The 26252-nt window shown below is 57.5% G+C and carries 21 protein-coding genes, 1 other RNA gene and 1 pseudogene; 21 read left to right on the top strand and 2 right to left on the bottom strand.

Features of this window, described 5'->3' with window-relative positions; all coding sequences use genetic code 11:
* Positions 1-19 precede the first annotated feature (19 nt).
* The 3 genes from AB0O97_RS07330 to galE all read left to right on the top strand — a co-directional run bounded on the left by AB0O97_RS07330 (position 20) and on the right by galE (position 5687).
* Positions 20-1108 (top strand): glycosyltransferase, encoded by a 1089-nt coding sequence (locus tag AB0O97_RS07330; protein ID WP_363881355.1) that lies wholly within the window; start codon positions 20-22, stop codon positions 1106-1108.
* A 496-nt stretch (positions 1109-1604) separates the two neighbouring features.
* Positions 1605-4484, top strand: a complete 2880-nt coding sequence (locus AB0O97_RS07325; RefSeq protein ID WP_363881353.1) for a GH25 family lysozyme — start codon at positions 1605-1607, stop codon at positions 4482-4484.
* Positions 4485-4670: 186 nt separating this feature from the next.
* The gene (galE, locus tag AB0O97_RS07320; RefSeq protein WP_363881351.1) at positions 4671-5687 is read left to right on the top strand and encodes a UDP-glucose 4-epimerase GalE; all 1017 of its coding nucleotides are present in this window, start codon (positions 4671-4673) and stop codon (positions 5685-5687) included.
* A gap of 60 nt (positions 5688-5747) precedes the next feature.
* Here the strand turns inward: galE and AB0O97_RS07315 are convergent, their stop codons facing one another.
* A complete protein-coding gene (locus tag AB0O97_RS07315) occupies positions 5748-7751 on the bottom strand; it encodes a DUF6541 family protein (protein WP_363881349.1) in 2004 nt (667 codons plus the stop codon).
* A gap of 377 nt (positions 7752-8128) precedes the next feature.
* Here AB0O97_RS07315 and AB0O97_RS07310 point away from each other — a divergent pair, with 377 nt between their 5' ends.
* The 3 genes from AB0O97_RS07310 (at position 8129) to AB0O97_RS07300 (ending at position 10967) form a co-directional block, all read left to right on the top strand.
* A complete protein-coding gene (locus AB0O97_RS07310) occupies positions 8129-9274 on the top strand; it encodes a D-alanyl-D-alanine carboxypeptidase family protein (RefSeq protein ID WP_363881347.1) in 1146 nt (381 codons plus the stop codon).
* Between the two features lie 165 nt (positions 9275-9439).
* Entirely contained in the window at positions 9440-9745 is a 306-nt protein-coding gene (locus tag AB0O97_RS07305; protein WP_363881346.1) for a hypothetical protein, read from the top strand.
* 748 nt (positions 9746-10493) lie between these two features.
* Positions 10494-10967 (top strand): SGNH hydrolase domain-containing protein, encoded by a 474-nt coding sequence (locus AB0O97_RS07300; RefSeq protein WP_363881464.1) that lies wholly within the window; start codon positions 10494-10496, stop codon positions 10965-10967.
* Between the two features lie 261 nt (positions 10968-11228).
* On the opposite strand, the gene AB0O97_RS07295 is transcribed toward AB0O97_RS07300, so the two are convergent.
* Positions 11229-12563: a hypothetical protein gene (locus AB0O97_RS07295; RefSeq protein ID WP_363881344.1), complete on the bottom strand. Its 1335-nt coding sequence runs from the start codon at positions 12561-12563 to the stop codon at positions 11229-11231.
* Between the two features lie 584 nt (positions 12564-13147).
* On the opposite strand from AB0O97_RS07295, the gene AB0O97_RS07290 reads away from it, so the two are divergent.
* The 15 genes and pseudogenes from AB0O97_RS07290 (at position 13148) to ssrA (ending at position 26144) form a co-directional block, all read left to right on the top strand.
* Positions 13148-14371: an ATPase, T2SS/T4P/T4SS family gene (locus tag AB0O97_RS07290; RefSeq protein WP_363881342.1), complete on the top strand. Its 1224-nt coding sequence runs from the start codon at positions 13148-13150 to the stop codon at positions 14369-14371.
* Complete coding sequence (locus AB0O97_RS07285; protein WP_363881340.1) at positions 14371-15225, top strand: type II secretion system F family protein; 855 nt, start codon at positions 14371-14373, stop codon at positions 15223-15225. The genes AB0O97_RS07290 and AB0O97_RS07285 overlap by 1 nt, the downstream gene beginning before the upstream one ends.
* Positions 15222-16160: a type II secretion system F family protein gene (locus AB0O97_RS07280; RefSeq protein WP_363881338.1), complete on the top strand. Its 939-nt coding sequence runs from the start codon at positions 15222-15224 to the stop codon at positions 16158-16160. The genes AB0O97_RS07285 and AB0O97_RS07280 overlap by 4 nt, the downstream gene beginning before the upstream one ends.
* A 408-nt stretch (positions 16161-16568) precedes the next feature.
* Positions 16569-17003 carry a TadE/TadG family type IV pilus assembly protein gene (locus AB0O97_RS07275; RefSeq protein WP_363881336.1) on the top strand — a complete coding sequence of 145 codons (435 nt, stop codon included), beginning with the start codon at positions 16569-16571 and terminating at the stop codon, positions 17001-17003.
* Positions 16984-17469, top strand: coding sequence for a hypothetical protein (locus AB0O97_RS07270; protein WP_363881334.1), 486 nt, complete (start codon positions 16984-16986; stop codon positions 17467-17469). The genes AB0O97_RS07275 and AB0O97_RS07270 overlap by 20 nt, the downstream gene beginning before the upstream one ends.
* A complete protein-coding gene (locus AB0O97_RS07265; RefSeq protein ID WP_363881332.1) occupies positions 17466-17906 on the top strand; it encodes a pilus assembly protein TadG-related protein in 441 nt (146 codons plus the stop codon). The genes AB0O97_RS07270 and AB0O97_RS07265 overlap by 4 nt, the downstream gene beginning before the upstream one ends.
* Before the next feature lie 56 nt (positions 17907-17962).
* Complete coding sequence (prfB, locus tag AB0O97_RS07260) at positions 17963-19081, top strand: peptide chain release factor 2 (protein WP_363881330.1); 1119 nt, start codon at positions 17963-17965, stop codon at positions 19079-19081.
* 60 nt (positions 19082-19141) lie between these two features.
* Positions 19142-19351, top strand: a pseudogene (locus tag AB0O97_RS07255) (Fic family protein); the annotation flags it as partial.
* Between the two features lie 36 nt (positions 19352-19387).
* On the top strand, positions 19388-19834 hold the full coding sequence (locus AB0O97_RS07250) for a hypothetical protein (RefSeq protein WP_363881470.1): 447 nt from the start codon (positions 19388-19390) through the stop codon (positions 19832-19834).
* 394 nt (positions 19835-20228) lie between these two features.
* Positions 20229-21140, top strand: coding sequence for a cell division ATP-binding protein FtsE (ftsE, locus tag AB0O97_RS07245; RefSeq protein ID WP_363881328.1), 912 nt, complete (start codon positions 20229-20231; stop codon positions 21138-21140).
* Complete coding sequence (ftsX, locus tag AB0O97_RS07240) at positions 21137-22051, top strand: permease-like cell division protein FtsX (RefSeq protein WP_363881326.1); 915 nt, start codon at positions 21137-21139, stop codon at positions 22049-22051. Before ftsE ends, ftsX begins: the two co-directional genes overlap by 4 nt.
* A 136-nt stretch (positions 22052-22187) precedes the next feature.
* A complete protein-coding gene (locus tag AB0O97_RS07235) occupies positions 22188-23606 on the top strand; it encodes a peptidoglycan DD-metalloendopeptidase family protein (protein ID WP_363881462.1) in 1419 nt (472 codons plus the stop codon).
* Positions 23607-23792: 186 nt separating this feature from the next.
* Positions 23793-24269 carry an SsrA-binding protein SmpB gene (gene smpB, locus AB0O97_RS07230; RefSeq protein ID WP_363838416.1) on the top strand — a complete coding sequence of 159 codons (477 nt, stop codon included), beginning with the start codon at positions 23793-23795 and terminating at the stop codon, positions 24267-24269.
* 112 nt (positions 24270-24381) lie between these two features.
* The gene (locus AB0O97_RS07225; protein WP_363881324.1) at positions 24382-25665 is read left to right on the top strand and encodes a glycoside hydrolase family 3 N-terminal domain-containing protein; all 1284 of its coding nucleotides are present in this window, start codon (positions 24382-24384) and stop codon (positions 25663-25665) included.
* A 113-nt stretch (positions 25666-25778) separates the two neighbouring features.
* Positions 25779-26144, top strand: a transfer-messenger RNA (tmRNA) gene (gene ssrA / locus AB0O97_RS07220).
* Positions 26145-26252: the final 108 nt, after the last annotated feature.

Raw genomic sequence — 26252 nt, 5'->3', positions numbered from 1 at the left:
TCTAGCTAGCTCTGCGGACATGAGCGAAGCACAGAATCCAGACATTGATGTGGTTATCGCCGTTCACACAACTACGCGGCCGCTGTCGCGGGCCATTGCCTCATGTCTGAGCGGTTCGCAGGGACCTAGGATTCGGATTACTGTTGTCTGCCACAATATTTCTAGCAAAGAGATATGCAGCAGCATTGATATCCAGTACGCAAATTCTGTGCGGTATTTGGAACTCAGCGATGGGAAAAATTCGCCTGCCGGACCGAAGAACGCAGGGCTCGTCAGCACGACTGCACCATTTGTCTGTGTCCTAGACTCCGACGACTTTCTTGAGACAGGCGCATTGGGCCACTGGTACCAACTCGTCAACGAAAAGAACGCTGATGCAGTTATTGCGCCGGTGCGGCACGAATCAGGCTCCATCATTAAGACTCCCAGAGTGCGTCTGGGACGGGTAGAGAACTTGGACCCGGTAAAGGACCGTTTAGCCTATGCGACGGCCATGCGGGGCTTGTGGCGGACCAATCTTGGTCCGTTGCGGGAATTTCGCTATGTTGAAGGGTTGCGCACAGCTGAAGATCTTGCTCCCAGCCTGGAGCTCTATTTCTCGGGTGGGCGATTTCTGTACCCGGCGAAGGGACCAGCATATGTACTAGGAAATGAATCTGATGACCGGGTGACTCACGATCTACTGCCTCTACCGCAGGAGTTCTCGGCCATTTTTCGCCTGCCCGAAAAATGGCTGCAAGAGCTTTCCCCTGCTGCTCGAAAAGGGATTGCAGTCAAACTGGCCCGTACAAGCTTGATCAGTGCCATCAAGCGCAGAGGATCTACATCAAATTGGGGGGTTGATGACAGAGCCGCTGTGCAGCAACTTGTCGAATTCCTTACAGAGCTGGCACCGAATTTCCGCAAGCCGCTGTCAACGGCCGAGAACGAGCTGATCATGGGAAGTTCGTTGGCCGCAACAGAGCCTGACACTTTCTTATCAGCCGTTCGAGCCTACGAAGACGCTGGCCTGATTGTACGTACTCTCTGCAGAGGTGCTTTAGCCAATGTGGATCCCGACAGTACATTCAGGCAAATCATTCGAGCCACCTTGGACCGGAGAAAGTAATATACTAGCGTTGCGCATACCGCGGCCAGGGGCTTGAGCGTCACTCGGTGTCTTGATACTGGCCGCTAATTATCACCTCTTGACCCCGCAATCGATGCACCAGACTCTCAGTGGCTGAGATATTGATTCCCACTGCCCCGTCTGCTAAGCCTCACTCTCTGCTGGAGCTCCACGGTATCCATTTGGAAATCACGTAGGATGACGGAGTGCCATACTATATTTCCCAACCGACGAGGGCCATGAGTCCGTCAGGTAACTCAGTTGGGGAGTCACGTCCCGAGTTCCGGTAATCATTTCCGGGGATCGACTGGCGCAAATTCGTGTGCACCACCTGTCAACAAACACGAAGCCAGTATCTGGACAGCGGACACGAACATGCCGAGTTTTCTCCGTTCTCAAGGGGTTAGCATCGCTTTAACGGTTGTACACGCGAGCTCTGACTGCTGGACCAACCGACAGGCTGGCGCCAACGCCCACTGCCAGACAATCATTATTCGTGACATTGGGTATTTGCCAGCACTACTACAGGAAAGTACAAGTGAAGAGCCAAGGTGTTGATGAAAGTATGTTGAGCCAGAACAGTCGAACAACCGGCCCATGGATCAAACGGACGATGCAACTCGCCACAGGCCTGGTCATCTCCTTGGCGCTAATCTCTGGACCCGTCGTGCCTGCTTTAGCAAGCCCCTCCGAACCAACGATCCCAGAAGCCAGTGCAACGGCAAGCCAGAAGCAGGCAACACCGCTTCCCAGTATTGAAGCGAGCCTAGAGCCCGAGGCAGTTCCTTTCACGGAGCCAGCTCTTGAATCTGGGACCGCTCCGCCGCAGGAGACCACTGCTGAGCCGACGGGTCTTACACCCCCTGATGAAGTAGAAACAACTACGTCGACCAAGACTGGGAAAGAAGCGGCGACTCCCACCCTGCAAGCCAGTGTACGGGAGCAGCGTGGCCTTGCTGGTGCTCGCATGGGGCAAGGAGTGTCCCAGGGCGATTCATCGGCGAAGCAGGGTACAGGACCTGGCGGAAGCGGTGGTGCGGTGTCCTATTCAGCGACGAGCGGGGGACCATCAGGTGTGCTAGGCCTCGATGTTAGTGGGCATCAACCAAATGTTGATTGGAATCAACAAACTCGACTGGGAGCAAAATTTGCGTACGTCAAAGCTACCGAGGGAATTGAATTTAAAAGTCAGTCATTCTCATCTCAATACTCGGGTGCGTACAATGCGGGATTGATTCGGGGTGCCTATCATTTCGCCTTGCCAAACGAATCTAGCGGGGCCGCCCAAGCAGACTATTTCTTTCAAAATGGCGGTGGGTGGTCATCCGATGGGAAGACTCTTCCGCCTTTGCTGGATATTGAATATAACCCGTACTCCAGCTATGGGAACAGTTGCTTCAATATGAGCGTAAGTCAGATGGTCACATGGATCAAAGATTTCTCGAATCGTATGCTGACGCTAACCAAGCGGCTTCCAATGATTTATACAACAAGTGACTGGTGGAGTACCTGCACGGGTAACAGCGCGGCGTTCCCCAATCACCCACTGCATATTGCGGCGTATCCTCTGGACCTAGCCAATGGATTCAAGCTTGGACCCGGTGTGCTGCCCTCCTCATGGAGCAAATATGATTTCTGGCAATTTTCTGACTCGTGGAATCTTGCCGGGGATAGCAATGTGTGGCGAGGAACGTACGCCCAGCTTCAAGAGTTTGCCATCAAGGGTGGCGTTGCCGTGACCCCTCCTGTGGCGAATAATTTTCATCCCCACTCACTTGGGATCGGAGACTACAATTCTGATGGCGCCAACGACGTCTTACAGTCTCGAGAAGACGGAACACTCTGGTTCAATCCGGGCAAAGGAAATGGAACGTTTGGAACACCCATAAAGATTGGAACAGGGTTCGGCGTCTACACCACCCTCACGGCTTTAGGTGACTTCAATAAAGACGGACGTCCGGACTTCGCTGGGATTCGAAAAGACGGCAGCTGGTGGTTTTATGCTGGAACTGGGGTGGCGAATTCCGCCAGTACCGGGTACAAACCTGCCGTGCGAACTCCCACCCAATCGAATAGCTTCGCCACTGTCACTGGAATTGGTGACCTGACCGGGGACGGATTAGCCGACGTGGCGGGAATCAAAGCAGATGGTACTTTGTGGCTTCTTCCTGGAACCGGTATGGTCAGTGCTAATAGTTCTGGCCTAGGTGCAGCTAGGAAAATAGGCAACAGCGGCTGGAACGCTTACTCATCACTTATCCGCGTCGGTGATGCCGACCGGAACGGGACGGCCGATTTTGCTGCCGTTGGCAATGACGGGACACTGTGGCTATATCCAGGATCTGGAAAGGTCTCGTCCGCCAGTTCCGGCTATATGGCCCGAGTTAAATGGGGTAATTCCGGCTGGAATAAATTCGCGGCTGTCATTGGCACCGGCGACCTCAATGGTGATAGTCAGCCGGATCTAATTGGTAGGAACCGAGATTCAACCTACTTGTTGTATGCGGGTAGTTTGGCTGGAAATGACGGATATCGTCCAGCTAAGAAAATAGGCAATTCCGGGTGGGAACAATTCAAGCAGGTTGTCTCCGTTGGCGACTTCAATGGTGACGGAAATCCAGACCTGCTTGGGGTTCGTAGCGATGGACAACTGTATTTCTACGGAGGAGATGGTGCCGGGGGCTACAGAGCAGCTAAAGTGATCGGACGCGGCTGGAATATCTACTCTGGCGTTTACGGAGTTGGCGACTACAACAACGACGGCACCGGAGATCTTTTGGCCGTTCGCCCAGATGGAACGCTGTGGTTCTATGCCGGAACCGGGCGTATCGGCGGGACGGACCAAGGCTATGCGCGAGCGTTCAAGGTAGGTCGTTCCGGATGGAATTCGTTTGCACAAGTCATTGGCCCAGGTGATATCTCCGGTGACAAGTTTGTCGACTTGGTGGGCATGAAGCCCGATGGGTCTGTATGGCTATATGCCGGCAACGGCAAAGTTGGTTCTACATCAGAGGGCTACTCGCCAGCAGTGCTGGCAAATCCGGTGATTTTGAAGGGCGCAAAGACTGTCACGTCAGTCTTTGACTTCAACGCAGATGGAAACAACGACCTTGTGGCTACCCAAAAGGACGGTTCATTGTGGTTCTACCCAGGTTCGGGCCGCCTTGCCCCAAGCGGCAGTTTCAGTACGGCCCAAATGATCGGCAAATCGGGTTGGAATGCGTATTCCTTTCTTGCAGGTGTTGGCGATAGCAACCACGACGGCATGCCAGACATGATCGGTGTAAACAAGAATGGGACGCTTTGGTACTATTCCGGGACGGCAATGCGAGCTGATGGCATCACTGCTGGAGTGAAGAAGGGGTCCATCCGGTGAGCAGCCGGTTGTGGATTGGTAAAGCTGATGTCCAAGACTCACCTCCGGACATCGGCCTGCGGACGTACATACGAGCTCACAGTTGATCGGCAGGTTCCCTCGAAACTTTCTTCACCGTGACTTTGTGCCATGGCCACCGTTCATGAGAAAATACGTCAGGGGATGGAAGCCATATAAAGTGGAATCATGAAGGTTTTGGTTACCGGCGGTGCCGGCTATATAGGTTCACATACTGTTCTTTGTCTCTTGGAAGCAGGGCATGATGTTGTCGTTCTAGACAATCTTGCGAATTCTTCCATTGAGTCCCTTAATCGCGTTGAGGAGCTTGCCGGCAAGCACCCGGTGTTCCAAGAACTCGACTTGTTGGATGCTGCAGGGGTTGACTCACTGTTTGCCATCGGAAATTTTGATGCCGTAATCCATTTTGCAGGTCTCAAGGCAGTGGGGGAATCAGTGGCAGAACCGCTGCGCTACTACCAAAACAACATTGTCAGCACCTTGAACCTACTGGCATCCATGGACAAGTATGGTGTGCGTACCATCGTCTTTAGCTCCTCGGCTACCGTGTATGGTGCCAGCGAGGAGGTCCCGCTCATCGAGAAGATGCCGCTGGATGCCACTAATCCCTACGGTCGCACCAAAGAGCAGATCGAGGACATCCTTACGGACCTCGGAGCTGCTGATTCCACGTGGCGAGTTGCGTTGCTGCGTTACTTCAACCCGGTGGGTGCCCACGAATCAGGCCTCATAGGTGAAGACCCTCGGGGCATACCCAACAACTTGCTGCCCTTCGTAGCTCAAGTTGCCGTTGGACGCCGTGAAAAGGTCATGGTATTTGGCAACGACTACCACACCCCCGATGGCACGGGCGTGCGTGATTACATCCATGTCATGGACTTGGCAGCTGGGCACCTGGCCGCACTCGACTACCTCCCCGAACATCAGGGAGTCTTCCGATGGAATCTCGGTACCGGGAACGGGTCCTCAGTTTTGGAAGTTATCCAAGCGTTTGGTGACGCAGCGGGAAAGCCCGTACCGTTCGAGTTCGCTCCCCGCCGTCCCGGTGATGCCGCCGTGAGTTATGCGGATCCGTCTGCTGCGCTGGCCGATCTGGGCTGGTCTGCTCACCGCAGTCTTGCACAGATGTGCGAAGACCATTGGCGCTGGCAGTTCAACAATCCTCAGGGATACGACGCGAAGTAAGAACCACTCGAGCGGTAGTACGAGGGGGAGGGCGCCGTGGGTACAGTGCCCTCCCTCTGTTTAGCAGCCCACTATTTCATACAACTTCGCATGATCCTGCTGGTCGACCAATTTCAGCGTGGGAGAGTCCCTAATCTCAACGAACGCAGGATACTTCTTTGCTGCTGGTGTATCAAGCATGTAAAAGGAACCGAAATCCAGTACGAAATGGATGTTCTCCTTGGTGACTAAACGGCATACCTCGGAACCGGCTGTAGCAGTATCAAGACCTTGTGCGATTTCTGCCAAATCCTTACTTGGGGCTGGGTTAAGGTGAAACTGGGTCACCTTTCGGCCCGAAATGGCATAGGCAAGCGAGCCGCCATTGAAAGGGTCCACGGCAATGACAGCATCTGCCGGGACGTCTTCATCCAGCCGGGACATGAGCTCATATTCAGGGGACGAAACGATCCAGCCTGGGTCGTACGACCATGATTGAGAGATCTTTTTCGTAACCATTTTCATTCCCTTGCTGTTGGCGTGCAGAGCTAAGGGAACGAAGGCAGTCAACACTAGAGTAAGAACAAGGAGTCCTCCAACGGCTCGACTACGAGCTGACGGTGAAATGAGTAGTCGTCTAGACCAAACCTGGTTCCCTTTTGTGAGCCAATCAACCGCTCGTTTGATCGCAGATACCACGCCGTCGGCTCCGGTGGCTGCCAGAACGATGGTAAAGAGTGGTACTAGTGCGGCCAACCGATAGGGATCCTGATACCAGCTTCCTGTGACGACATGGCGCAAGGAGCCCGGTTGTGCCCAGGCGGCCACAACATAGAGGAATCCTGCCACCGTCATGCAGCCAAGCAGCCACCAGCCCCGGCGGCGCATGAGGATGGTTACAAAACCTACCGCTGCCAGCAGGGACGCTAGCCAAGTGAAATTCTTGCCGAGGAGACCCCCAGTGAGAACATCCTTGACGGCTTCGACGAAAGTTCTTGATGGCTTCCAATCGTCGTATCCGAGAAGCAATGCTGTCCAGATAGTCACAAAAACAAGCGCGACGCCGACAATCCACGAGACGGTTACTAGCAAATTTCGTAGACGACGGTCACTGCGCCATGCCCGCCGAATGGTTTTTATAGTAAGCCCGACAGCCATGGGAAGAGTGAACGCCAGGAGTGCGCTGAACCCGTTTGGCTGTGTCAGGAACATGGCAGCGATTCCCACCAACAACATCGCGATTAGTGTGAAGTGATTGGCCATCCGTTCCTTGGTCAGACCAAACAGCCCAGCCACAGTCAGAATGGCAACTGGGAGGATGCTATAGGCCAGAGTGTTGGGAAACAACGGCCCCCATTGGATGGTTTGGTAGGGAAATATCCAAAAGCTGGTAGATAAAACTCCTGCTATCGCCATTGGCACGATTCTTGGTCCTAGAAGACCCCGCACCAATGCGATACAGGCAAAAGGCCAAACCAGAGCCGAGACAGCAATGGTCAGCGCGTTTTCTGCGACAAATACATTCACCGACGTGAGCTCTGCAGTCAAGGCAGCAAGTGAATGCCACACGGACGGGTAGAGGCTCAGTCCTGAATTTCCGGTGAGCATGTTGCCCATTGTCAACGTTGATGCGTTGCCGGTTTCCATTATGAATCGGATGGCGTTGAGGTGGAATATATTGTCGTAGACCTGTGCGAATGAATCGGGGGATCCCATCGCAGACGTGAGCCTCTTGGCGACCATCATTGCCGATACCAGCAAAACTACCGGTGTTGTGACCCACGACAGAACCTTGTGCTCAGAGGAAATTGTCATGGGTGCCAGGCGGGGACGCAGCAGACGGTGCAGGCCCCACCCTACGGCCGTGGCAAGGAGTGTAACGCCACCCAGCAGCCAAACGGACCACGGGATCCCAGTAATTCCACCAATTATTCCGGCAACGCCGATCAAGCCACAGGATGCCAATGGGGCAAAGGCGAGGCTGGAGTATGCCTTAGCTCCCAGGCCCCGAGACAAAATGAAGCCGGGAATGAAAAGTAGTGCGGCGGCGGTACATACTGCCGGTAGCGCTTGCCACCACGTCATTAACATATTCCATTCGTCGAGGAGTCAGAGATGATTCTAACAACTGGACGTGTGGGTACTTGGACAGTTCGCTGAAGGTGATGTCCGTGAGCCTGCAGCCCGCAGGTTCCTTAGCACTTTCTCATGAGGCCCAGAGCCCGTCATTGGGCCTTTAAAGATACTTTCTGCCGGCTTAGCCGACAGGCAACAGGACCAACAGGCTATTCGACCCCGCCGTGGTTTCGGTGTTCGAGGCAAATATATGGCCGGCTAAACCATTAATTCCCACGAACTCGGGCGGATCCGGATCGCCAGCCAAAAGTGAATCAAACCTTGTCTGTGAATGAAAATCGCCATAGTGTCGCAAATAACATCATTCGACGGGAGGTACTTACCTGATGAAGGCCCAGCAATTGATGTCACTGTTGATTGCGGTAGTAGCTGTGGTGGGCATGGCCCTGGCAGGGGCAGTTCAAGCAGTCGCACAAACGCCAGACAATGGTGCCATCGCGGCAAAGTACGTTTCGAATGGCAATGCTGTCCGGCTAGGCAACGCCACAAAATCACTGCGCTGCTCTTTGCTGCAAGGCGGTTGTTACCGCGATTATCAGAAGGGGAGTATCTACTGGTCTCCGGCCTCGGGCGCTCATATTGTTCTCGGTGCCATCGCGGCACGCTGGGCTAAATCTAAATGGGAACGTGGGCTTCTTGGTTACCCCATCAGTGACGAAAATTGCACACTCATCTCGAGGGGGTGCGTTCAGCAATATCAAGGCGGCAATATTTACTGGCAGTCCTCTGTCGGAGCCCACAGCATACACGGTGGTATTGGCTCAAAGTGGGGCCAGATGGGGTACGAACGAAGCCCTCTTGGCTTTCCGGTTGGAGAGGAGAATTGCGCCGGGGCACCGGTGAGCTGCATCCAGTCCTTTCTGGGAGGAACAATCGCGTGGAAGGCAGGCGTCGGTGTCAGCGTAAATCCAAATGCTGGCAGTTTCGGGACAGTGGTCAACAAGCGCCGTCCCAATACACCTATCAACCGCACACCTCCTGACTTGGTCTGGGCCGGATCCCAACTCATGCGCCGAGAAGCTGCCACCCAAATGGCTCAGCTCATTTCCGGTGCATCTGCGGAAGGCGTCCCTATCACCTTGGTCAGCGGGTTCCGCTCCTATGCCACTCAAGCAAGGCTCTACAACAATTACGTGTGGCAGTACGGACAGGCTCTTGCGGATACTATCTCCGCACGGCCAGGGTTTAGCGAACACCAAACGGGGTTGGTCATGGATATTGGAACCCCGAACGGGGCCTGCGCCCTACAAGCCTGCTTCGTCAACACACCAGCCGGACAATTTGCCGCAGCTAATGCTTGGCGCTATGGCTTCATTGTGCGATACCCGCAGGGCTACGACTCCATAACCGGATACACTTTCGAGCCGTGGCATCTGCGCTACGTCGGGGTCCGGGCAGCTACCGATATGCACAATCGTGGATTCAAGACTCTCGAGCAGTATTTCGGACTCCCCGCGGCACCTAAGTATTGACGTCCTCCCAAGCGCGCAACCAACTCCGGTTCGCAAATCATGAAAGCCGTAGCTGCCTTGTCTTCATTACTGGTTTGGTGAGAGACGGTAGGCACGAAGAGGGGAAAATTTGAGGTGTGATGTAAGTGCACTGCTTGACGGTAACCATTTAGAGGTACGAATTACATGTCGCTTATAGCCGAGGAAACTCCTCTGGCCCGGGGCAGACGCCGTTCCGCAGCCCGCTCGAAATCGCAGCAAAATAACGGTACGCGCAAGTTCCGGCCCGAAGTCCAGGGGCTCCGGGGTGTTGCCGTGCTGATGATGGTCTCCTACCATGTATGGTTTGGCCGGATCTCTGGCGGCGTGGACATCTTCTTGCTGATATCTGCCTTTCTGTTGACAGGGCAGTTCACTCGCAAGCTCGAAACTGGCAGGGCACTTGAGCTCTTCAAATACTGGACATACCTGTTCAAACGGCGTTGCCCTTGATCGCCGTCACGCTGCTGTTGGTTTAGCATGCTTGGGCAGACATGGGTATCACTTTTGTACTATCAAAACTGGTTTCTGGCCTCGGAAGCAGTTGACTATTACGCCACCGATCACAGCGTGGCCAGCCCGATCCAGCATTTCTGGTCCTTGTCCATGCAGGACAGATCTTTATCCTGTGGCCTCTGATCTTCGCAGGTGCAGCTTTCCTCTCTCGCGTTGCAATGCTGCGGATTCGCCCCCTACTCATTTACATCTTCGGCGCGGTCTTCGTCGTCTCGCTGGTGTTCTCCACCGGGAACAGGCCTGGCTAGTGGCCGACACTGTCAACATTCTCGTTTCGATCGTGAGCGCCATCCTTGCCACGAAGTGGATCGACCCCCCTCCGACGCAGTAAATGGATTGAAAAAAGCGTCGAAGGGCTGTTCTGGCCATAGCTATTTGTGTTGCTGTGGTTGGTGCTTCGCTGAGTGCTTGGCAGGGTCACATCCGTGCCGAAGAGGCGGCCATACAAGCTCAAGAGCAGATGTCCATGGCTGCGATCGTCAGGAACTATCCCGGCGCTCGTGCCTTGTAATCGGGCTTTGTAAACGCAGCCGATCCAGGATTGCCTATCAAACCTGCCATGACTGTCTTGGATAAACAATGGGTCAGCCTCGGCAATGCCTGTGAAGGTGATTTTGCGACCTCGGTCGGTGTCTTACAAGAAGGTTGCGGATAGACGAAGGTCTCGAGTAAGCGCGCAAAAACCATTGTGATTGTTGGGGATTCCCATCCAGAACAATTTTCAGGGGCACTCATACCGCTGGCGCAAGAGAACAACTGGCAGCCCGTTTCACTGCTTTTAGGGGGCTGGGACTTCGGCAGCGGCACGGGAAACGGTGCTAAGTGCCGGGACTTCAACAAGGCAGCCATGGACTACATTCTGAACCTTAAGCCAGATGCGGTTTTCACGGTAGCGACCGATGCGGTGCCTGATTCACCGGAGGAAACAATCATCCCTGGATACGAGCAAGCCGTTCAGGCGTTCACTGAAGCCAATATCGAGGTCTCGGCGTCCGCGACAACCCCAGCTTTTTTGACGAACAAAGCGAGCTGTGTCGCCAAGTCGGGCGCTGATGAATCTTTGTTCCAGCAGTCTGCTTACCTTGCGGGTAGCAATCCAGCAGAATCTTTGAATGAGAGTCCGGCCGCCCACATGATCGACCTGACAGATCAATATTGAAAAGATGGAACCTGCCCTGCAGTTGTCGGAAATGTGATGGTGTATTTGGACGATAACCATCTCACTTGGGATTACGCCCGCACCATGGAACCAGCTCTGGGAGAACGCATTGCCGCCTCCACCGGTTGGGATGTGAAGTAGCTGGTCCATGATGGGCAGAAAACACGCACCCTTGACAGTGCCACAGGGCGGTTACCACGGAGGTCTCGGATGATTGAGCGGAAACGGTTGTTCCGGCTCAGGTCCACGGAAGAGAATTGTTCACCAGGGCCGTGCCCCTGGTGCTGACCAAGTCACAACACCATGCTGAAATTGCTGTTTGCAGTAACCATTGGCGCAGACTTCGTTCCACGTCGGATAGCCCATGCGTCCGCCTGACCCACCAAGCTGGTTCCAACGGGACAATATTCCGTTTTTGACGAAGACGGCTTTGCGGGTGTTTGGCGACCAGTAGTAACGACCGGTTTGGAATTGCTGAAAGCAACCGTTTTGGGCGAGTCCACAGTTCTCATCGCCTAAGGGGTAACCCTCCGGCCCTATCCATCCAGTGAGAATGCCTGAATGTGCTGCACCTATGGCCCCACGCATGATGCGGGCACCGGATACCGGTGACCAAACAACTGTCCCGCCTTGGAATCCTTGTTTGCATCCGCCCCGGGGGATCCCACACAACTCTTCCGTCGTCGGATAACCAAGGTAGCTGTTCTGGGAACCGGCGTTTTTGTAACGTGACGCAATGGCTCCACGCAGGGTCTTTGCTCCGGTCTTTGAAGACCATGCTATTCGCCCATTCTGGAAGTCTTGAACACAACCCTTATCGCGCAATCTACACTTTTCATCACTGATTGGAAGGCCCAGAGGTCCCGCCATGAATCCTGAGTTCGAGTAGACCGATCGGATGCCGCCCTGAACTATTGTGGCGCCTGTCTTCTTTGACCAGATAATCTGACCGCCCTGAAACGACTGAACACACGAAGGCGTCGAACCAAAGCATTCTTCTTCGAACGTCGGATATCCGAGACTGCCGTTTTGTGCAGCGGCACTCACCCATTTGGACTTTATGCCACCTTTGATGAGGGTGGCGGGAGATCCGGAACTCGTCACTAGGGTGCCGCCTTCGAAGCTTTGGCTGCAACCAGCGTTCTTCAAACCGCAATTTACCGGACCCATTGGATACCCGACAGCTTGAATTCCACCAAGCCAAACGAAGTGTGCTCCGATGGCAGTTCCTGCGCTGATCGCGATAACGCCAGTTTGTGCTCGCCAAGTGCGAATGGTGGTCCCTTGCCCATCGGAGGGGTCGAACTCTTGGTATGAGCCTTGTGAAGTAATGATTTCATCGGTAACGGGAAAACCTAGTCCTGCTTTCAGCCCCCCAGCCTCAAACCATTGGGGTCCAACGTGGCCCTGGGCTCTGAGTACAACAGTTGCCGTTGTCCCTCTCACGACGAAGATTGTGCCACCTTCAAACTCCCGCTGGCAGGGACCTGACGCGCAGGTGGCTTCTGTTGTGGCCTTGCCCAGGACACCAAGGAGGCCACCCATTTTCTGCCACTTTTCCTCGATCATTTTGGCGTACACGGTTGGCACCATCATGGGGACTGCTAGCGGAGTAGCTAACTCGGCAACTGGGGATTGAGTAGGCTCAGTCGTTGCTAGCACGGGCACAGGGGACCGCGTTGGGGCGGAGGGTAACGCTGATTCAACTGCAATCGTTGGCGATGGAGTAGGCGAACCGTCGTTCTCTGCTGCAGCTGGCGAAACCACCCATCCTGTGATGACTAGGCTGACAGCTGCAATTAGCGAGATAGTTCGACGATTCATGGTTTCCCCCAGTTGGATGCTACAAAGACTTGCTAAATATATGCGGGGGAGGGCCGTCCGGCAATACATGGTGTCATTTGTGCGGCGACAGAGATGTTTAGTTTCTTCCGGATGGCACCTTTATTGCCACTGAATTATCCGAAGGTGATTTGATCGTTTAGGAACATGAAATCGGTTCCTCCTCGGTAGATGCTTGGCGAACGCATCGCCGCATCCACCGGTAGGGACGTGAAGTAGCAACACCTTCACTTGTCCACAACCCTGAAACTGCCTCTGGCGCGGCGATAGAATCCGGGGCTATGCTCCTGAACTAGAAGCGGCTGGGGGGCTACTCGTAAGGGGCGGGAGTGGTCTGAGTGGATGCGCTGGCGCAAGTTGAGGATGAAGTCCGTGAACTCATCCGCCGCAAAGGCCTTGACCCGCAGCGCCAAGGCACTGAGGTCCGCGCCTTGGTGGACGCAGCCGTCAACGACTACGGCGAACGATCCCTCCTCGGTGCAGTCCCGGCCCTCACTCAAGCTGCCGACGCCAAACGAACCGTGTTCAACGCCGTCGCCGGTTTCGGTGCCCTGCAGCCGCTCCTTGATGATCCGGACATTGAAGAAATCTGGATCAACGCGCCCCACCAAGTGTTTGTGGCTAGGCACGGTGAATCGGAACTGACCGATCTGCGTTTCACCGCCCAGCAAGTGAGCGATCTGGTGGAGCGCATGCTCAAGAGTTCGGGCCGGCGTCTGGATTTGAGTAGCCCCTTTGTGGATGCCGCACTCCCTGACGGCAGCCGTCTGCACGTGGTGATTCCTGACATCACCCAGACTCACTGGGCCGTGAACATCCGCAAGTTCACGGCCCGCGCCAGCCGCCTAGACCATCTGGTAGAACTGGGCTCCCTCACGCCACAGGCGGCACGGTTTCTGGGCGCAGCCGTCAGTAGCGGGCTGAACATTCTGGTCTCCGGCGCCACACAGGCCGGCAAGACCACCATGCTCAACTGCCTCGCCGCCGGCATCGGCTCCCGCGAACGGGTAGTGACCGTGGAGGAGATCTTCGAGCTGAAACTGCCGCTGAAAGACGTCGTGGGCCTGCAATGCCGCCAACCCAACCTCGAAGGCATGGGTGAGATCCCGCTGCGCCGCCTCGTCAAGGAAGCACTGCGTATGCGCCCGGACCGGCTCATTGTGGGGGAGGTGCGCGAGGCCGAAAGCCTGGACATGCTCATCGCACTCAATAGCGGCCTTCCTGGAATGGCATCGGTCCACGCCAACTCTGCCCACGACGCCGTCGTCAAGATCTGCACGCTCCCACTTCTCGCAGGAGAAAATATTACTGCGGCCTTCGTGCTGCCCACAGTGGCTGCCTGCATCGACCTGGTGGTGCACTGCGTCCGTGCCCCCAACGGCCGCCGCTCCGTGGGCCAAATTCTCGCCTTGGGCCGCCGCGTGGAAAACGGCATCATCGAATCCAGCTTGGTCTTCGACACCGTCAACGGGCAGCTACAAGCATCAGAAACCGCCATGCCCTCCCCAGAAAAATTCGCGGCCTCCGGTTACAACGTGGCCTCCTTGATGGGTGAGCACTGATGTCCGCCGTACTGGGCTTGCTCGCCGGACTGGGCATGTTCCTGATCTGGACCGCCTGTTGGAGCACCCCCGCCCGCGGCTCCATGCCCGGCCAGCGCAAAAGGGTGGCCCGTTTACTCCACCAAGCCGGAGTTCCCCAAGTCAGCCCCGCCTCCCTGATCACCAGCACCGCGGTGCTTGCCGTGCTGGTGGTGCTCCTAGTCTTTGCGCTGACAGGGGCGCCGGCCATAGCCGTGTGCTTTGGCTTGTTCAGCGCCTACCTCCCATTTGCGCTTTTACAGATGAGAGCACGACGCCGGGCGGCCGTCATGCGCGATCTCTGGCCTGATGTGGTGGACCACTTGCGCTCCGCCATCAGGGCCGGGCTCTCACTGCCGGAAGCCCTGGTTCAGTTGGGCAGCAAAGGTCCTGTTGAACTCCGCGAGGAATTCAAGATATTTGCGGCCGACTACCGGGCCACCGGCCACTTCGAAGGCGCGCTGCAAAAACTCAAAACAACATTGGCTGATCCGGTTGCTGACCGAATTATTGAGGCGTTGCGGCTCACGCGTGATGTGGGCGGCTCAGACTTGGGCAAGCTGCTGGGCACCCTCTCAGAATTCCTGCGTGACCATGCCAGAACTCGCAGCGAATTGGAAGCCCGGCAATCGTGGACTGTCAATGCTGCCCGGCTGGCCGTTGCGGCTCCCTGGATTGTCCTGATGCTCATGGCTACCCGGCCGGAAGCCATTGCTGCCTACAACTCAGCGGCAGGCTGGGCCGTGCTGGGTGGCGGCTTGGCGCTCTCCGTCTTCTGTTACCGCATCATGCTGCGCATTGGAGCGCTGCCGGAAGAACAGAGGGTGCTGCAATGACGGGGCACCTGCTGATGGTGGCCGGCGTCGGACTTGTCTTGGGGGCTGGGCTCTGGCTGATCCTGGTGAGACTTCCAGCCATGCGACAGCCAAGCTTCACCCAACGCGTAGAACCCCAACTACTCACGGCCGCAAGCCACTCCAGACTTCTGGACAACGAGGGCCCTGGTCCACTCTTTGGGCCTCTGGAACGCATAGCACGGCTGGTCATGAAGGACGCCGTGCAGCGGCTGGGTCGTATCAATATCAGTGTCCACGGGCTCAGTGCCCGCCTAGCCCAGGCTGGCCGGCACGAGACGGCTTTGGAGTTTCGGGCAGCCCAACTGCTCTTTGCCGGGGCCGGGCTGGTGGCCGGGGTGCTGCTCTCCCTGTTTCTGTTGTGGCAAGGGAACCTCAACCTCATGGGTGCTGTGTTCCTGACGTTGGGCCCCATGCTGGGTGGCTACCTGCTGTACGACTACCTGCTCAGCGCCAGAATCCAACGCCGGCAGGCACGGATGCTTGCCGAATTCCCGGCTCTTGCTGAACTCATGGCCTTGGCTGTGGGTGCGGGGGAGAGCGCAGCGGGTGCCTTGGACCGGGTAGCGCGGTCGTCCTCCGGGGTGCTCTCTGCCGAATTTGGCACCGTGCTGGCACAAACTCGTACGGGAATGCCGTTGGTAGAGGCCCTGAACCAATTCTCGGCCAGGGTGAATGTGCCGGCCCTGGCCCGATTCGTTGATGGCATCAGTGTGGCCATTAACCGAGGCACGCCGCTGGCTGATGTTCTGCGTGCCCAAGCTCAGGACGTGCGAGACGTTGCCAAGCGTGAACTCATGGAATCGGCGGGCCGCAAGGAAATTGGCATGATGGTGCCCTTAATTTTTGGCGTGTTGCCGCTGACGGTTGTCTTCGCCGTGTTCCCCGGCCTGGCCCTGCTGCAGTTGGGCTTCTAAATGGGCAGATACGGAACAGCACGCAGGACTTCGCAGGGAACTTCACGCGGACAAGAGAAGCAACAAAAGAAAAGGAATCATCATGCGCGTCATCGACAAAGCGGTGGGAACGGCAACGGTGCTGTTCACAGAGTGGATGCACCGGCTGGATCAGAGGTATCAGCGGTATCAGGGAGCTCAGGGAGTTCCCAGAGGCCAGCAGAGCGGAGAACTGCAGGAGGTGGGGCCACACCGACGACCATTCATGAACTGGCGGCCGGCAACGGGGCGAAGCCGAGCAGATGTCCCTGGCTGGGTTTTAATCACATTGATGAGTGCCGTCCTGGTGGCCGGGCTGCTGGCCATCGCCGGACCCGCGCTACAAGGGCTATTCAATCAAGCCATGGAACAAGTCCAGCCGTAGGACGGTTGCGCGCTTCTCTGCGGGTGCAGGCCACTGGTCTGCCGCAGCCTCGGTCAGCTCGCCGGGGCCAGCCTCGTGAGGCAGGAGCTGCCGTCGTCGACTTTGTTCTCGTGGGCGCGTTGGTGACGGTGATCTTTGTGGCGCTGCTTCAGTTGGCGTTAGTGCTGCACGTGCGCAACACCGTGGCTGATGCCGCATCCTCAGCTGCCCGGTATGGAGCATTGGGGGATAGGTCCGCCGACGACGCTCGGGATCGGGCCATCTTCCTCGTGGATGCGGCGCTGGGACCGGACTACATTCAAGACGTCTCCGTCAGCGTTCAAACGCAGGACGGTTTGGACATTTTGGAAGTCTCCATCAATGCCCCGATGCCACTCATTGGACTGTTTGGCCCTGCGCGGTCGTTGGAGATGAGCGGTCATGCCGTCATCACCCGATGAACACCCACCCCGGAGTGTCGGTGGACTGACAGCCACCGACGGCCTCACGACGGGCGGCTCTGAGGAGGGTAGCGCCATTGTGGAGTTCATTTTTCTAGCGGTGTTGCTGATGGTCCCGGTGATCTACCTGATCCTCACCGTTGGCCAAGTTCAAGGGGGAGCGTACGCGGCCGTGGGCGCGGCGGATCAGGCAGCGAAGGTGTTCGTACTGCACAAGGATCTCCCCTCCGCGCAACAGTCAGCCGAGCAGGCCGTGCGGCTGGCGGTTCAGGACATGGGCTTTGACCCTGACGCCGCCACCCTGTCCATCAGCTGCGACCCCGGATGCTCCACCGCCGGTGCCATAGTCCGCGCACGTGTTCAGCTCAGAGTAGAGCTCCCTGTGGTGGGCGCGGTGCCAGGAGTCAACCTCACGGCAGCAACCGTGGATTCCAGCGCCATGCAAAAAGTGGGTCGCTTCAAATGAAAACGCACGACGAGGAGACCGGCCACGTCATGGTTCTGCTGATCGGTTATGTGTTGATCACCCTGTTGGTCATCACCGTTGTGGCAGCGGCAGGCAGCATTTACTTAGGGCACAAGAAGTTGCTGTCCCTTGCCGACGGTGCCGCGCTCGCAGCCGCGGATACCTTTGAACTCAGCGGCGGCAGCGCCTCCAGCGATCCGGGAACGCTGCTGACCGCCCAAGGTGTCCAAAGCGCCGCGGAAAACTATTTGGCGGGAATTAAGGCGCCGGAGGGACTGGGCAACATTGTCCTGGACTCGGCCACGGGCGCCGGGGACGGGAGGAGCGCGGTGGTCGGGATGAGCGCCGTCGTACATCCACTGTTCATCAACTTTCTGGTGCCCGAGGGCATCAGTATCAGCGTGAGGAGCACGGCGCGCGCCAACCTAGCGCTGTAACGGCCCCGCACGCGGCCGATCCACGCATGGCCGTAAATGCCGTAGGCTTGAATATCATGGCAGAGATTGACTTTCCCGCAGAACTCAAGGCGCTACGCGCGACCTACACCTCCATCGAGCAGGTCTCCGAAGTGGAGAAGCTTTTGGAGGACATTGAGGATTTGTCGGATCAGGCAGGTTCACCCAATCTATGGGACGATCCCGCCGCCGCGCAGAAGGTCACTTCCAAGCTCAGCCACGCCCAATCCAAGCTGGAAAAGCTGCGGACGTTGGAAGCCCGGATCGATGACCTTGAGGTCTTGGTGGAGTTGGCCCAAGACGAGGGCGACGCCGATTCCCTCGCCGAAGCGGCCAAGGACCTGACAGCGCTGCAGAAGTCGTTGGCTGACCTGGAAATCGTGACGCTGCTGGCCGGTGAATACGATGAGCGTGAAGCCGTCATCACCATTCGCTCCGGTGCAGGGGGAGTGGATGCTGCCGACTTCGCCGAAATGTTGTTGCGCATGTACCTGCGCTGGGCCGAACGTCACGGTTACCCGACAGCGGTTCTGGACACCTCTTACGCGGAAGAAGCCGGGCTGAAGTCCGCCACCTTTGAAGTCAAAGCACCTTACGCCTTCGGCACACTGAGCGTTGAGGCTGGCACTCACCGCCTGGTGCGCATCAGCCCCTTCGATAACCAGGGCCGCCGCCAAACCTCCTTTGCTGCCGTGGAAGTCATCCCGCTCATTGAGTCCACGGACAGCATCGACATCCCGGACAATGACATCCGCGTCGACGTGTTCCGCTCATCGGGCCCCGGCGGACAGTCCGTGAACACTACCGACTCAGCCGTGCGCATGACTCACCTTCCTACCGGCACTGTGGTGTCGATGCAGAACGAGAAGTCGCAGATTCAAAACCGGGCAGCGGCCATGCGCGTGCTGCAATCGCGCCTGCTGTTGCTCAAGCAGGCTGAGGAGAACGCGCAGAAGAAGGCCATGGCAGGAGATGTCAAGGCATCGTGGGGTGACCAGATGCGCTCCTACGTGCTCAACCCGTACCAAATGGTCAAGGATCTGCGCACCGAACACGAAGTTGGCAATGCCGGTGCCGTGCTGGATGGCGAAATTGATGACTTCATCGACGCCGGTATCCGCTGGCGTGCCGACATCCGGAACGCCGAGAAGCACTAAGCGCTACGGGCTTTCTGGCTTGCGGAGGCGTTACGTCTCCACCGCCTCGGTCAGCTGCCGGTGTGGATCGGCACCCGAGGTGTTAGCCCCGACGGCGCGGATTTCGCGGCACCACACCACAGCCGAGTACCTGCACTGGTTGACGATCTTGTGACTTTCGCATCCCGGTATGATGTGCCGTCTCTGGTATTTGTGGCGGTAGCTCATGCCCAGTTTAAGACGATCCATCCTTTTGCAGACGGGAACGGACGAACAGGCCGTGCTCTGGCACAATCGATCCTCCGTTTCCGAGGAGTGACGAGAAATGTGGCAGTGCCGGTATCTGCAGGATTGCTGGCAGACATCGACGGCTACTGCGCTGCACTCACGGCATACAGGGCCGGGGACGTCAGCCCAATTGTTAGGGCGTTTGCGAACGCTGCGCTACGTGCTGTATCCAACACCCGGCAACTGGTCGAGGAAATTGAAACCATGGTGGAGTCGTGGAACCACAAGCTCATGGCGCGCAAGAGCAGTAATGCTTGGCGAATTCTGGATCTCACTGCTCAGCGCCCGGTGATCGATTCGGCTACGGCAGCTCTCGAGCTTGGGGTGAAGCAACCCAACGTTTACCCTCCGCTGAAAGCCTTAGTGGACGCCGGAATCCTGAGCTCCAAGGCCGAACACAACCTTCGGCCGTTCTGGCGTAGCGATGAAATTCTGGGAGCAACCGATCAGTTTGCCAAGCGCGCTGGCCATCGGCAGAAATCCTAAGCATCTGTCCATTGGCCGTCATTGGCCGTCACGGTGCGCCGAGATCGGTACTTAGCCACCAATTGTGCGGTGTAACTACCGATCTCGGGGCTAACGTCAGCCCAAGTTCTCGCTGCCCGGTACCGCCGGGCCCGAAAAGCCCGCAGCCCAACGCCGAGCAAACCCGCAACAGCCCAACGCCTAGCAATCAAACAGCCCGCAAACAAGCAGGCCCGCAAGCAAACCGCTACCAATCCGGCACATTCACAGCAAGCACCCACACCGACACACCGGGGCGGAACCAGCTTTCACCCTGCAGCCCGCCTATAGTCATTAAGCTGGCGGTTTCTTCCCCCAAACAACTGCCCGGCCGTCAGCATGCCAGTGGAATCCGCTGGCCGGGCAACGAAAAGTCATGATTCGTTTTGAAAATGTGAGCATTGCTTACGATCGCAAGGACAAGCCTGCGCTCGACGACGTCTCCTTTGATGTTGAACGCGGCGAATTCGTGTTCCTCGTAGGTTCCTCCGGCTCGGGCAAGTCAACGCTGCTGCGCTTGATCCTGCGCGAATACCGGACCCCGCACGGGCAGATCTACGTCGCCGGTCAGAACGTGGCCAATGTGCCTAGCTGGCGCGTGCCCAAATTCCGGCGCGGCATTGGCGTGGTGTTCCAGGACTTCCGCCTCATTCAGACCAAGACGGTTTTCGCCAACGTCGCCTACGCCATGCAGGTGCTGGGCAAGAACCGTGCGGCCATCAAGTCCGAGGTCCCGCGCGTATTGGAACTGGTGGGCCTGGAAGACAAGGGCCACCGTACCCCCACAGAACTTTCCGGCGGTGAGCAGCAGCGTGTGGCTATTGCCCGCGCCATTGTGAACCAGCCCGGTATCCTGCTGGCCGATGAGCCCACGGGAAACCTTGACCCCATCACCAGTGCCGGCATCATGGACATCCTCGACCGGATCAACCAAAACGGCACCACGGTGGTCATGGCCACGCACGACGACGACATCGTCAACACCATGCGCAAGCGCGTCATCGAGCTGCGCCACGGCCAAGTGGTTCGTGATGAGGCCACCGCGCTGTACACCTCTGCGATCCCCGTGGTGTCGGCGGCAGGTGCGCTCCCCGCCGTCGTTCTTCCCAAGACGGACGACGCCGAACCCATGACCCGCCGCCGTCGTGCAGCCAGTGCCACCACGGCAGGTGACGACTCCGCTGCGGAGGATGCCATGCCGCCAAGACTTGAACGCAAATTGGGGATGCCGCTGGGGGATGCGGCCGCAACCAAGGGCGAAGACCAGCACGACGGGAACAAAAAGTGAGACTTGCCTTCATTATGAGCGAGTTGGGAAGCGGCCTGCGCCGCAACCTGACGATGGTCATTTCAGTTATTCTGGTGACCTTTGTGTCCCTGACATTTGTGGGCACCGCCGGGCTGTTGCAGATGCAGATCGGCCAGCTCAAGGGATTTTGGTATGACAAGGTTCAGGTCACCATCTACCTGTGTACCGATGTCCCCGCCAACACCAACTGTGTTTCCGGGCCCGTCACGGATGAGCAAAAGGTGGCTATCGAGGGCCTACTGTCATCACCGGCCGTGAAGCCCTATGTGGAGACGTGGACTTTTGAATCCCAGGACGATGCGCTGGGGCACTTCAAGGAACAGTTCGCGAACTCGCCCATGGTGGATTCGGTCGAGGCTGCCAACCTGCCGTCCTCGTACCGCATCAAGCTGACGGATCCGACGAAATACCAGATCATCAATGAGACCTTTGCGGCAACCCCGGGAGTGGACTCGGTGGTGGATCAACGCAAGGTGCTGGACAAACTGTTCTCCTACATGAACATAGCCACCTTTGTTGCGGTGGGTGTTGCCGGCCTCATGATTGTCTGCGCAGCGTTGCTCATTGCGACCACCATCAGACTCTCGGCCCAATCGCGCACTCGGGAGATTGAAATCATGCGACTGGTGGGCGCGTCTCGAACCGTGATTCAGCTGCCGTTCGTGCTTGAAGGTGTCATTGCCGCCACGATCGGTGCGCTGTTGGCGTCGGGGGCGGTCTTCTCCATTGTGCTCTTCGTCTTCAACGGTTATCTGGCGTCCTCCAACACGGGAACTCCTTTTATCTCCACGGGCGATGCCTTTGTGATTTACCCCGTGCTGATCCTGCTCGGTGTGGTGTTGGCCGGAGTATCATCGGCCGTTTCCCTGCGCAAAAACCTGAAAGTGTAAGGTAGGTAGGGGTCTTGTTACTCAAGATGCCTATGTGACTGGTGTTATTGATGTCAATCTTCAAGGAGCTCGAGGCATGAATTCGAAATCAAGCGGGGGAATTGGAACCGTGAAATCCCCCCGGCTTGGGCGTAGCATGCCCGGCGTCCGTCAACTGCGTCACCGCGTCGGTGCTGTTGTGGTTGGCCTCCTTGCCGTGGGACTGTTGGGCCTTGTGCCGCCAGCCCAGGCAGACGATCTCAATGACAAGGCCAACGCCTTGGAGCAGCAGGCCCATGACGTTCAGGCGTCGTTGGAGTTTGTGGATTCCGGCCTGGCAAAGTCAGCCGCAGACCTGGTGCTGTATCAGGGGCAACTACCCGGAGCTCAGCAAGCGTTGACCGAGGCCCAAGGTCGCGTCAGCGCTGCAACCGCCACGGTCAATTCGCTTGCAGCCCGGATCGACATCGCCCAGCAGAACAAAGACAAGATCACCACCCAAATTGCTGCTGATGCCAAAAAAGCCACCGAGACCAAGGAAATGATCGGCCAGATTGCCGCCCAGTCCTACAAGGCCGGCGGACTGTCGCCGAGCCTGACTTTGATCCTCGGCACAGACTCCGGCACAGACTTGGCCAGCTCCATTGATTTGGCCGAGCAGGCCCTGCGCAGCCAGACCGCTGCGCTGGAACAGCTAACGGCACAAAAAGCTACTAACCAAAACGCTCAGGCGCGGCTGGTGGCTGTGGAAGCTGAGATCACGGACCTGAAGACTCAGGCGGAGGCTGCGCTGGCCGCTGAGCAAGCGGCGCGCGATGCTGCCGCCACGCAAAAAGCCACCGTTGATAAGCTCATCAGCGATTCTGCAACCTTGAACGCCAAACTCGAAGCTGAAAAGCCGCGGATCCAGGCCAAGCTCAAGGAAGTACAGGCGCAAAAGTCTGCTGTTGCCGCCGAAATCGCAGAGATTCAGCGTAAGGAACGCGAGGCTGCTGCAGCCGCGGCAAAGGCCGAGGCTGAACGGATTGCCCGGGAACAGGCTGCCGCCGCCGCAGCCGCCGCGGCTGAGGCTGCCAAGAACAATGGCAGTAACTATGTGCCGCCGCCCTATGTACCACCGGCTTATGTGCCGCCGGCGCCGGGAAACCCGTCCGCATTTGGTTTGCAGCACCCGTTCGCCGTCAACGTTCCCATCACCTCCGGCTTCGGCTGGCGGCAGACCCCTGCCGGTACCATCGACTTCAACGGCACCGGCGGCTACGTTCACACCGGGATCGACTTCGGCGCCTGGTGTGGCACCCCCGTTTACGCGGCGGCCTCCGGCACCGTAATTTTCGCCGGCTGGGATGTATGGGGCGGCGGTAACGGCGTGAAGATCAGCCACGGCGTCATCCAGGGCAACGCCTTGTTGACGGCGTACTATCACAACACCAGTGTTCAGGTCTCCCAAGGCCAGCAGGTCACCCGCGGCCAGTTGATCGCGATCTCCGGCGGCACGGGTAACTCCACCGGCTGCCACGCTCACTTTGAAACGTGGCTCAACGGCGTAGCCGTGGATCCCATGACGCTGCTCTAGCTAGAATCTGTTTTCAGTACTACTTACCGCACCACACGCCAGGCTCGGCCGACGGTTCTAAGACCGTTGCCGGGCCTGTCGTTGCTAGACTCTAACCTTGCTAGAACCTTGCTAGCGACTGAACGTTGCTAGACTTGAACCTCGCGCCACCGCTGGTGCGTCCAACCATCCGAGAAGGAGCCTGCTGTGCCTAAGGAAAGTGGCCTGAAGGTAGTGGCCACCAATCGCAAGGCCCGGCATGATTACCACATCATGGATACCTTTGAGGCCGGTCTGGTCTTGATGGGAACCGAAGTGAAATCGCTGCGTGAAGGCCGCGCCTCATTGGTGGACGGCTTCGCCACGTTCTACAACGATGAGCTGTGGCTCGAAGGCGTCTACATCCCCGAATACCTCAACGGCAGCTGGACCAACCATACGGCCCGCCGCCGCCGCAAGCTCCTGCTGCACCGCGAAGAGCTGGAAAAAATTGAGCGTAAGACCCGCGAATCCGGTTTCACCATTGTGCCCTTGCAGCTGTACTTCAAGGACAGCCGCGCCAAGGTAGAGATCGCCATTGCCCGCGGTAAGAAGGATTACGACAAACGCCACACACTGCGTGAGCAGCAGGACAACCGCGAGGCGCTGCGTGCCATGCGTGAAAAGAACCGCGGCACCGCCTAGATTTTCTTCTCTTGTACCTTTTAGCTCTGTCCCTGTCACTTTGTCAGAGCTGTGTCCTAAGCTGGCAGCTAAAGCAAGGGAAGCCGAGAAATTGAAGGCTGAAAGGCGGATCGTGGCTGCGGTGAGTGGTAAACGCTGGTGGATCGTGGGAGCCTGCTTGGCAGCGGCGGCACTGATCGCCGTCGCCATGGTGCAGATTTTCGGCGGCAATGCGCCCCTAGCTGGCTCCTCTTCGGCGCCCTCGTCTCCATCTTCAAGCACGACGTCGGCACCGCCTTCCAGCGCCACCTCGGCTCCGACGTCGTCCGCGTCAGCGTCTTCCAGTGCGTCACCTTCCTCTGGAGTGAAGGGATTGGCTGCGGAAAAACTGGCCGCCATGACCCTAGAACAAAGAGTGGGCCAGGTACTGATGGTCTCCTCAGCCGTGACCGGAGCGGATCAGAATTCGCTGTACGCGCTGGACACCCTCTTTGTCGGAAATGTCTTCATGAAGGGGCGTAGCACCGCCGGCCAGGCCGGGATCGGGGCAGAAGTGGCTGCAATTACGGCCCACATTTCCGGATCGCGCACCGTGGGGGTGAGACCGTTTGTGGCGACCGATCAAGAGGGCGGCTTTGTACAGATCATGCGTGGACCCGGGTTCGATGAAATGCCTCAGGCCATTGAACAGGGGCAGCTTTCACCAGCAGCCTTGCTCAGTGAGTCGACCCGCTGGGGGCAGCAACTGGCGTCCGTGGGCGTCAACGTCAACCTAGCTCCGGTGCTGGACACCGTGCCTAGTGCGGAGTTTGCCCCGCAGAATGCACCTATTGGCACCTTCGGCCGGGAATATGGCTACACGCCAGCCGCCGTCTCGAGTCACGGGCTGGCGTTTGCTCAAGGCATGATGGCCTCCGGTGTTGAGCCGACCATCAAACACTTTCCGGGGCTCGGCCGGGTCACTCTGAACACCGATGTCGCCGACGGTGTCACGGATGACATCACGGTGCGCAATGACCCCTACGTGGCCCCGTTCCGTGACGCCGTGCAGGCCGGAGTGCCGTGGCTCATGATGTCCAACGCCTGGTATCCCAAAATCGACCCGTCAGCGATGGCACCGTTCTCCAAGGTGATGGTTCATGACATGGTGCGTGGCGACTTAGGCTTCAAGGGCGTCATTGTCAGTGACGATATTTGCGACGCCGTTCAAGTCTCGGCGCTTCCCGTGGCGCAGCGCGGCGTGGAGTTCATTGCGGCTGGTGGAACCATGGCCTTGTGTACGAACCAGGCTCTGCTGCCGCAAATGTATTCCGGGCTGCTTGAGCGGGCCCAAACCGACCCTGGCTTTGCTGAGAAGGTCGACGCCGCAGCCCTGCTAGTGCTGCAGGCTAAAGAAGCCAAGGGGCTCATCGACTAGCCAGGGGTAGCCGCGGGTCTTCGCGGGAATATATCTATGCCACTATGCGCTATTATGGGTAGTCCACGAACAGTTGCTCTCGGGCATCAGTGAGTGGAGTTGAAAAAACAATAGGGGATGATCGGTTTCGACGGTGTTAGTCGAGACAGGTGAAGCGGGTCGAGGATACAGGGTTAACTCGTAAACGATCTCTGTAAAACACAAGTGCTGAATCAAATCGCACTGACTTCGCTCTTGCTGCCTAAGCAGTAAGACAGTCCGTCAGCCCGGGAACGCTCTCGTCCCGGATCCTGGCGTCATCTAGAGGGCCACTGCTCTAAGTTCTCGTTGTAGGCGCTTAGGGGACTCTTATACAACTGGGCCTGGCAGCTACTTGTTTGCGAGATAGCTGGGGCCGAGAAAAACCGCTGCAAACTGCACCCGGAGAAGCCCTGACAACACAACATCGGACGGGAGTTCAATTCTCCCCATCTCCACATCCCTATTGGGACCTGTTCCTCGCCTTCGCGGTGGGGGACAGGTCCTTTTTTATGCCCTGATGGAAAACAGAGTGACGCGCGGCAACTGGGGCGCTAGTTAGCGGTGCG

Source organism: Specibacter sp. NPDC078692, from assembly GCF_040686835.1.
Taxonomy (GTDB): domain Bacteria; phylum Actinomycetota; class Actinomycetes; order Actinomycetales; family Micrococcaceae; genus Specibacter.
This window is presented reverse-complemented; position numbering and strand designations above follow the sequence as displayed.

Bases quoted from the DNA above. Each gene is read 5' to 3' on its own strand.
- AB0O97_RS07330 (WP_363881355.1), top strand. From the start codon at position 20: ATGAGCGAAGCACAGAATCCAGACATTGATGTGGTTATCGCCGTTCAC.
- galE (WP_363881351.1), top strand. From the start codon at position 4,671: ATGAAGGTTTTGGTTACCGGCGGTGCCGGCTATATAGGTTCACATACT.
- AB0O97_RS07315 (WP_363881349.1), bottom strand. From the start codon at position 7,751: ATGACGTGGTGGCAAGCGCTACCGGCAGTATGTACCGCCGCCGCACTA.
- AB0O97_RS07310 (WP_363881347.1), top strand. From the start codon at position 8,129: ATGAAGGCCCAGCAATTGATGTCACTGTTGATTGCGGTAGTAGCTGTG.
- AB0O97_RS07305 (WP_363881346.1), top strand. From the start codon at position 9,440: ATGTCGCTTATAGCCGAGGAAACTCCTCTGGCCCGGGGCAGACGCCGT.
- AB0O97_RS07295 (WP_363881344.1), bottom strand. From the start codon at position 12,563: ATGATGGTGCCAACCGTGTACGCCAAAATGATCGAGGAAAAGTGGCAG.
- AB0O97_RS07285 (WP_363881340.1), top strand. From the start codon at position 14,371: ATGTCCGCCGTACTGGGCTTGCTCGCCGGACTGGGCATGTTCCTGATC.
- AB0O97_RS07280 (WP_363881338.1), top strand. From the start codon at position 15,222: ATGACGGGGCACCTGCTGATGGTGGCCGGCGTCGGACTTGTCTTGGGG.
- AB0O97_RS07270 (WP_363881334.1), top strand. From the start codon at position 16,984: ATGCCGTCATCACCCGATGAACACCCACCCCGGAGTGTCGGTGGACTG.
- AB0O97_RS07265 (WP_363881332.1), top strand. From the start codon at position 17,466: ATGAAAACGCACGACGAGGAGACCGGCCACGTCATGGTTCTGCTGATC.
- prfB (WP_363881330.1), top strand. From the start codon at position 17,963: ATGGCAGAGATTGACTTTCCCGCAGAACTCAAGGCGCTACGCGCGACC.
- ftsE (WP_363881328.1), top strand. From the start codon at position 20,229: ATGATTCGTTTTGAAAATGTGAGCATTGCTTACGATCGCAAGGACAAG.
- AB0O97_RS07235 (WP_363881462.1), top strand. From the start codon at position 22,188: ATGCCCGGCGTCCGTCAACTGCGTCACCGCGTCGGTGCTGTTGTGGTT.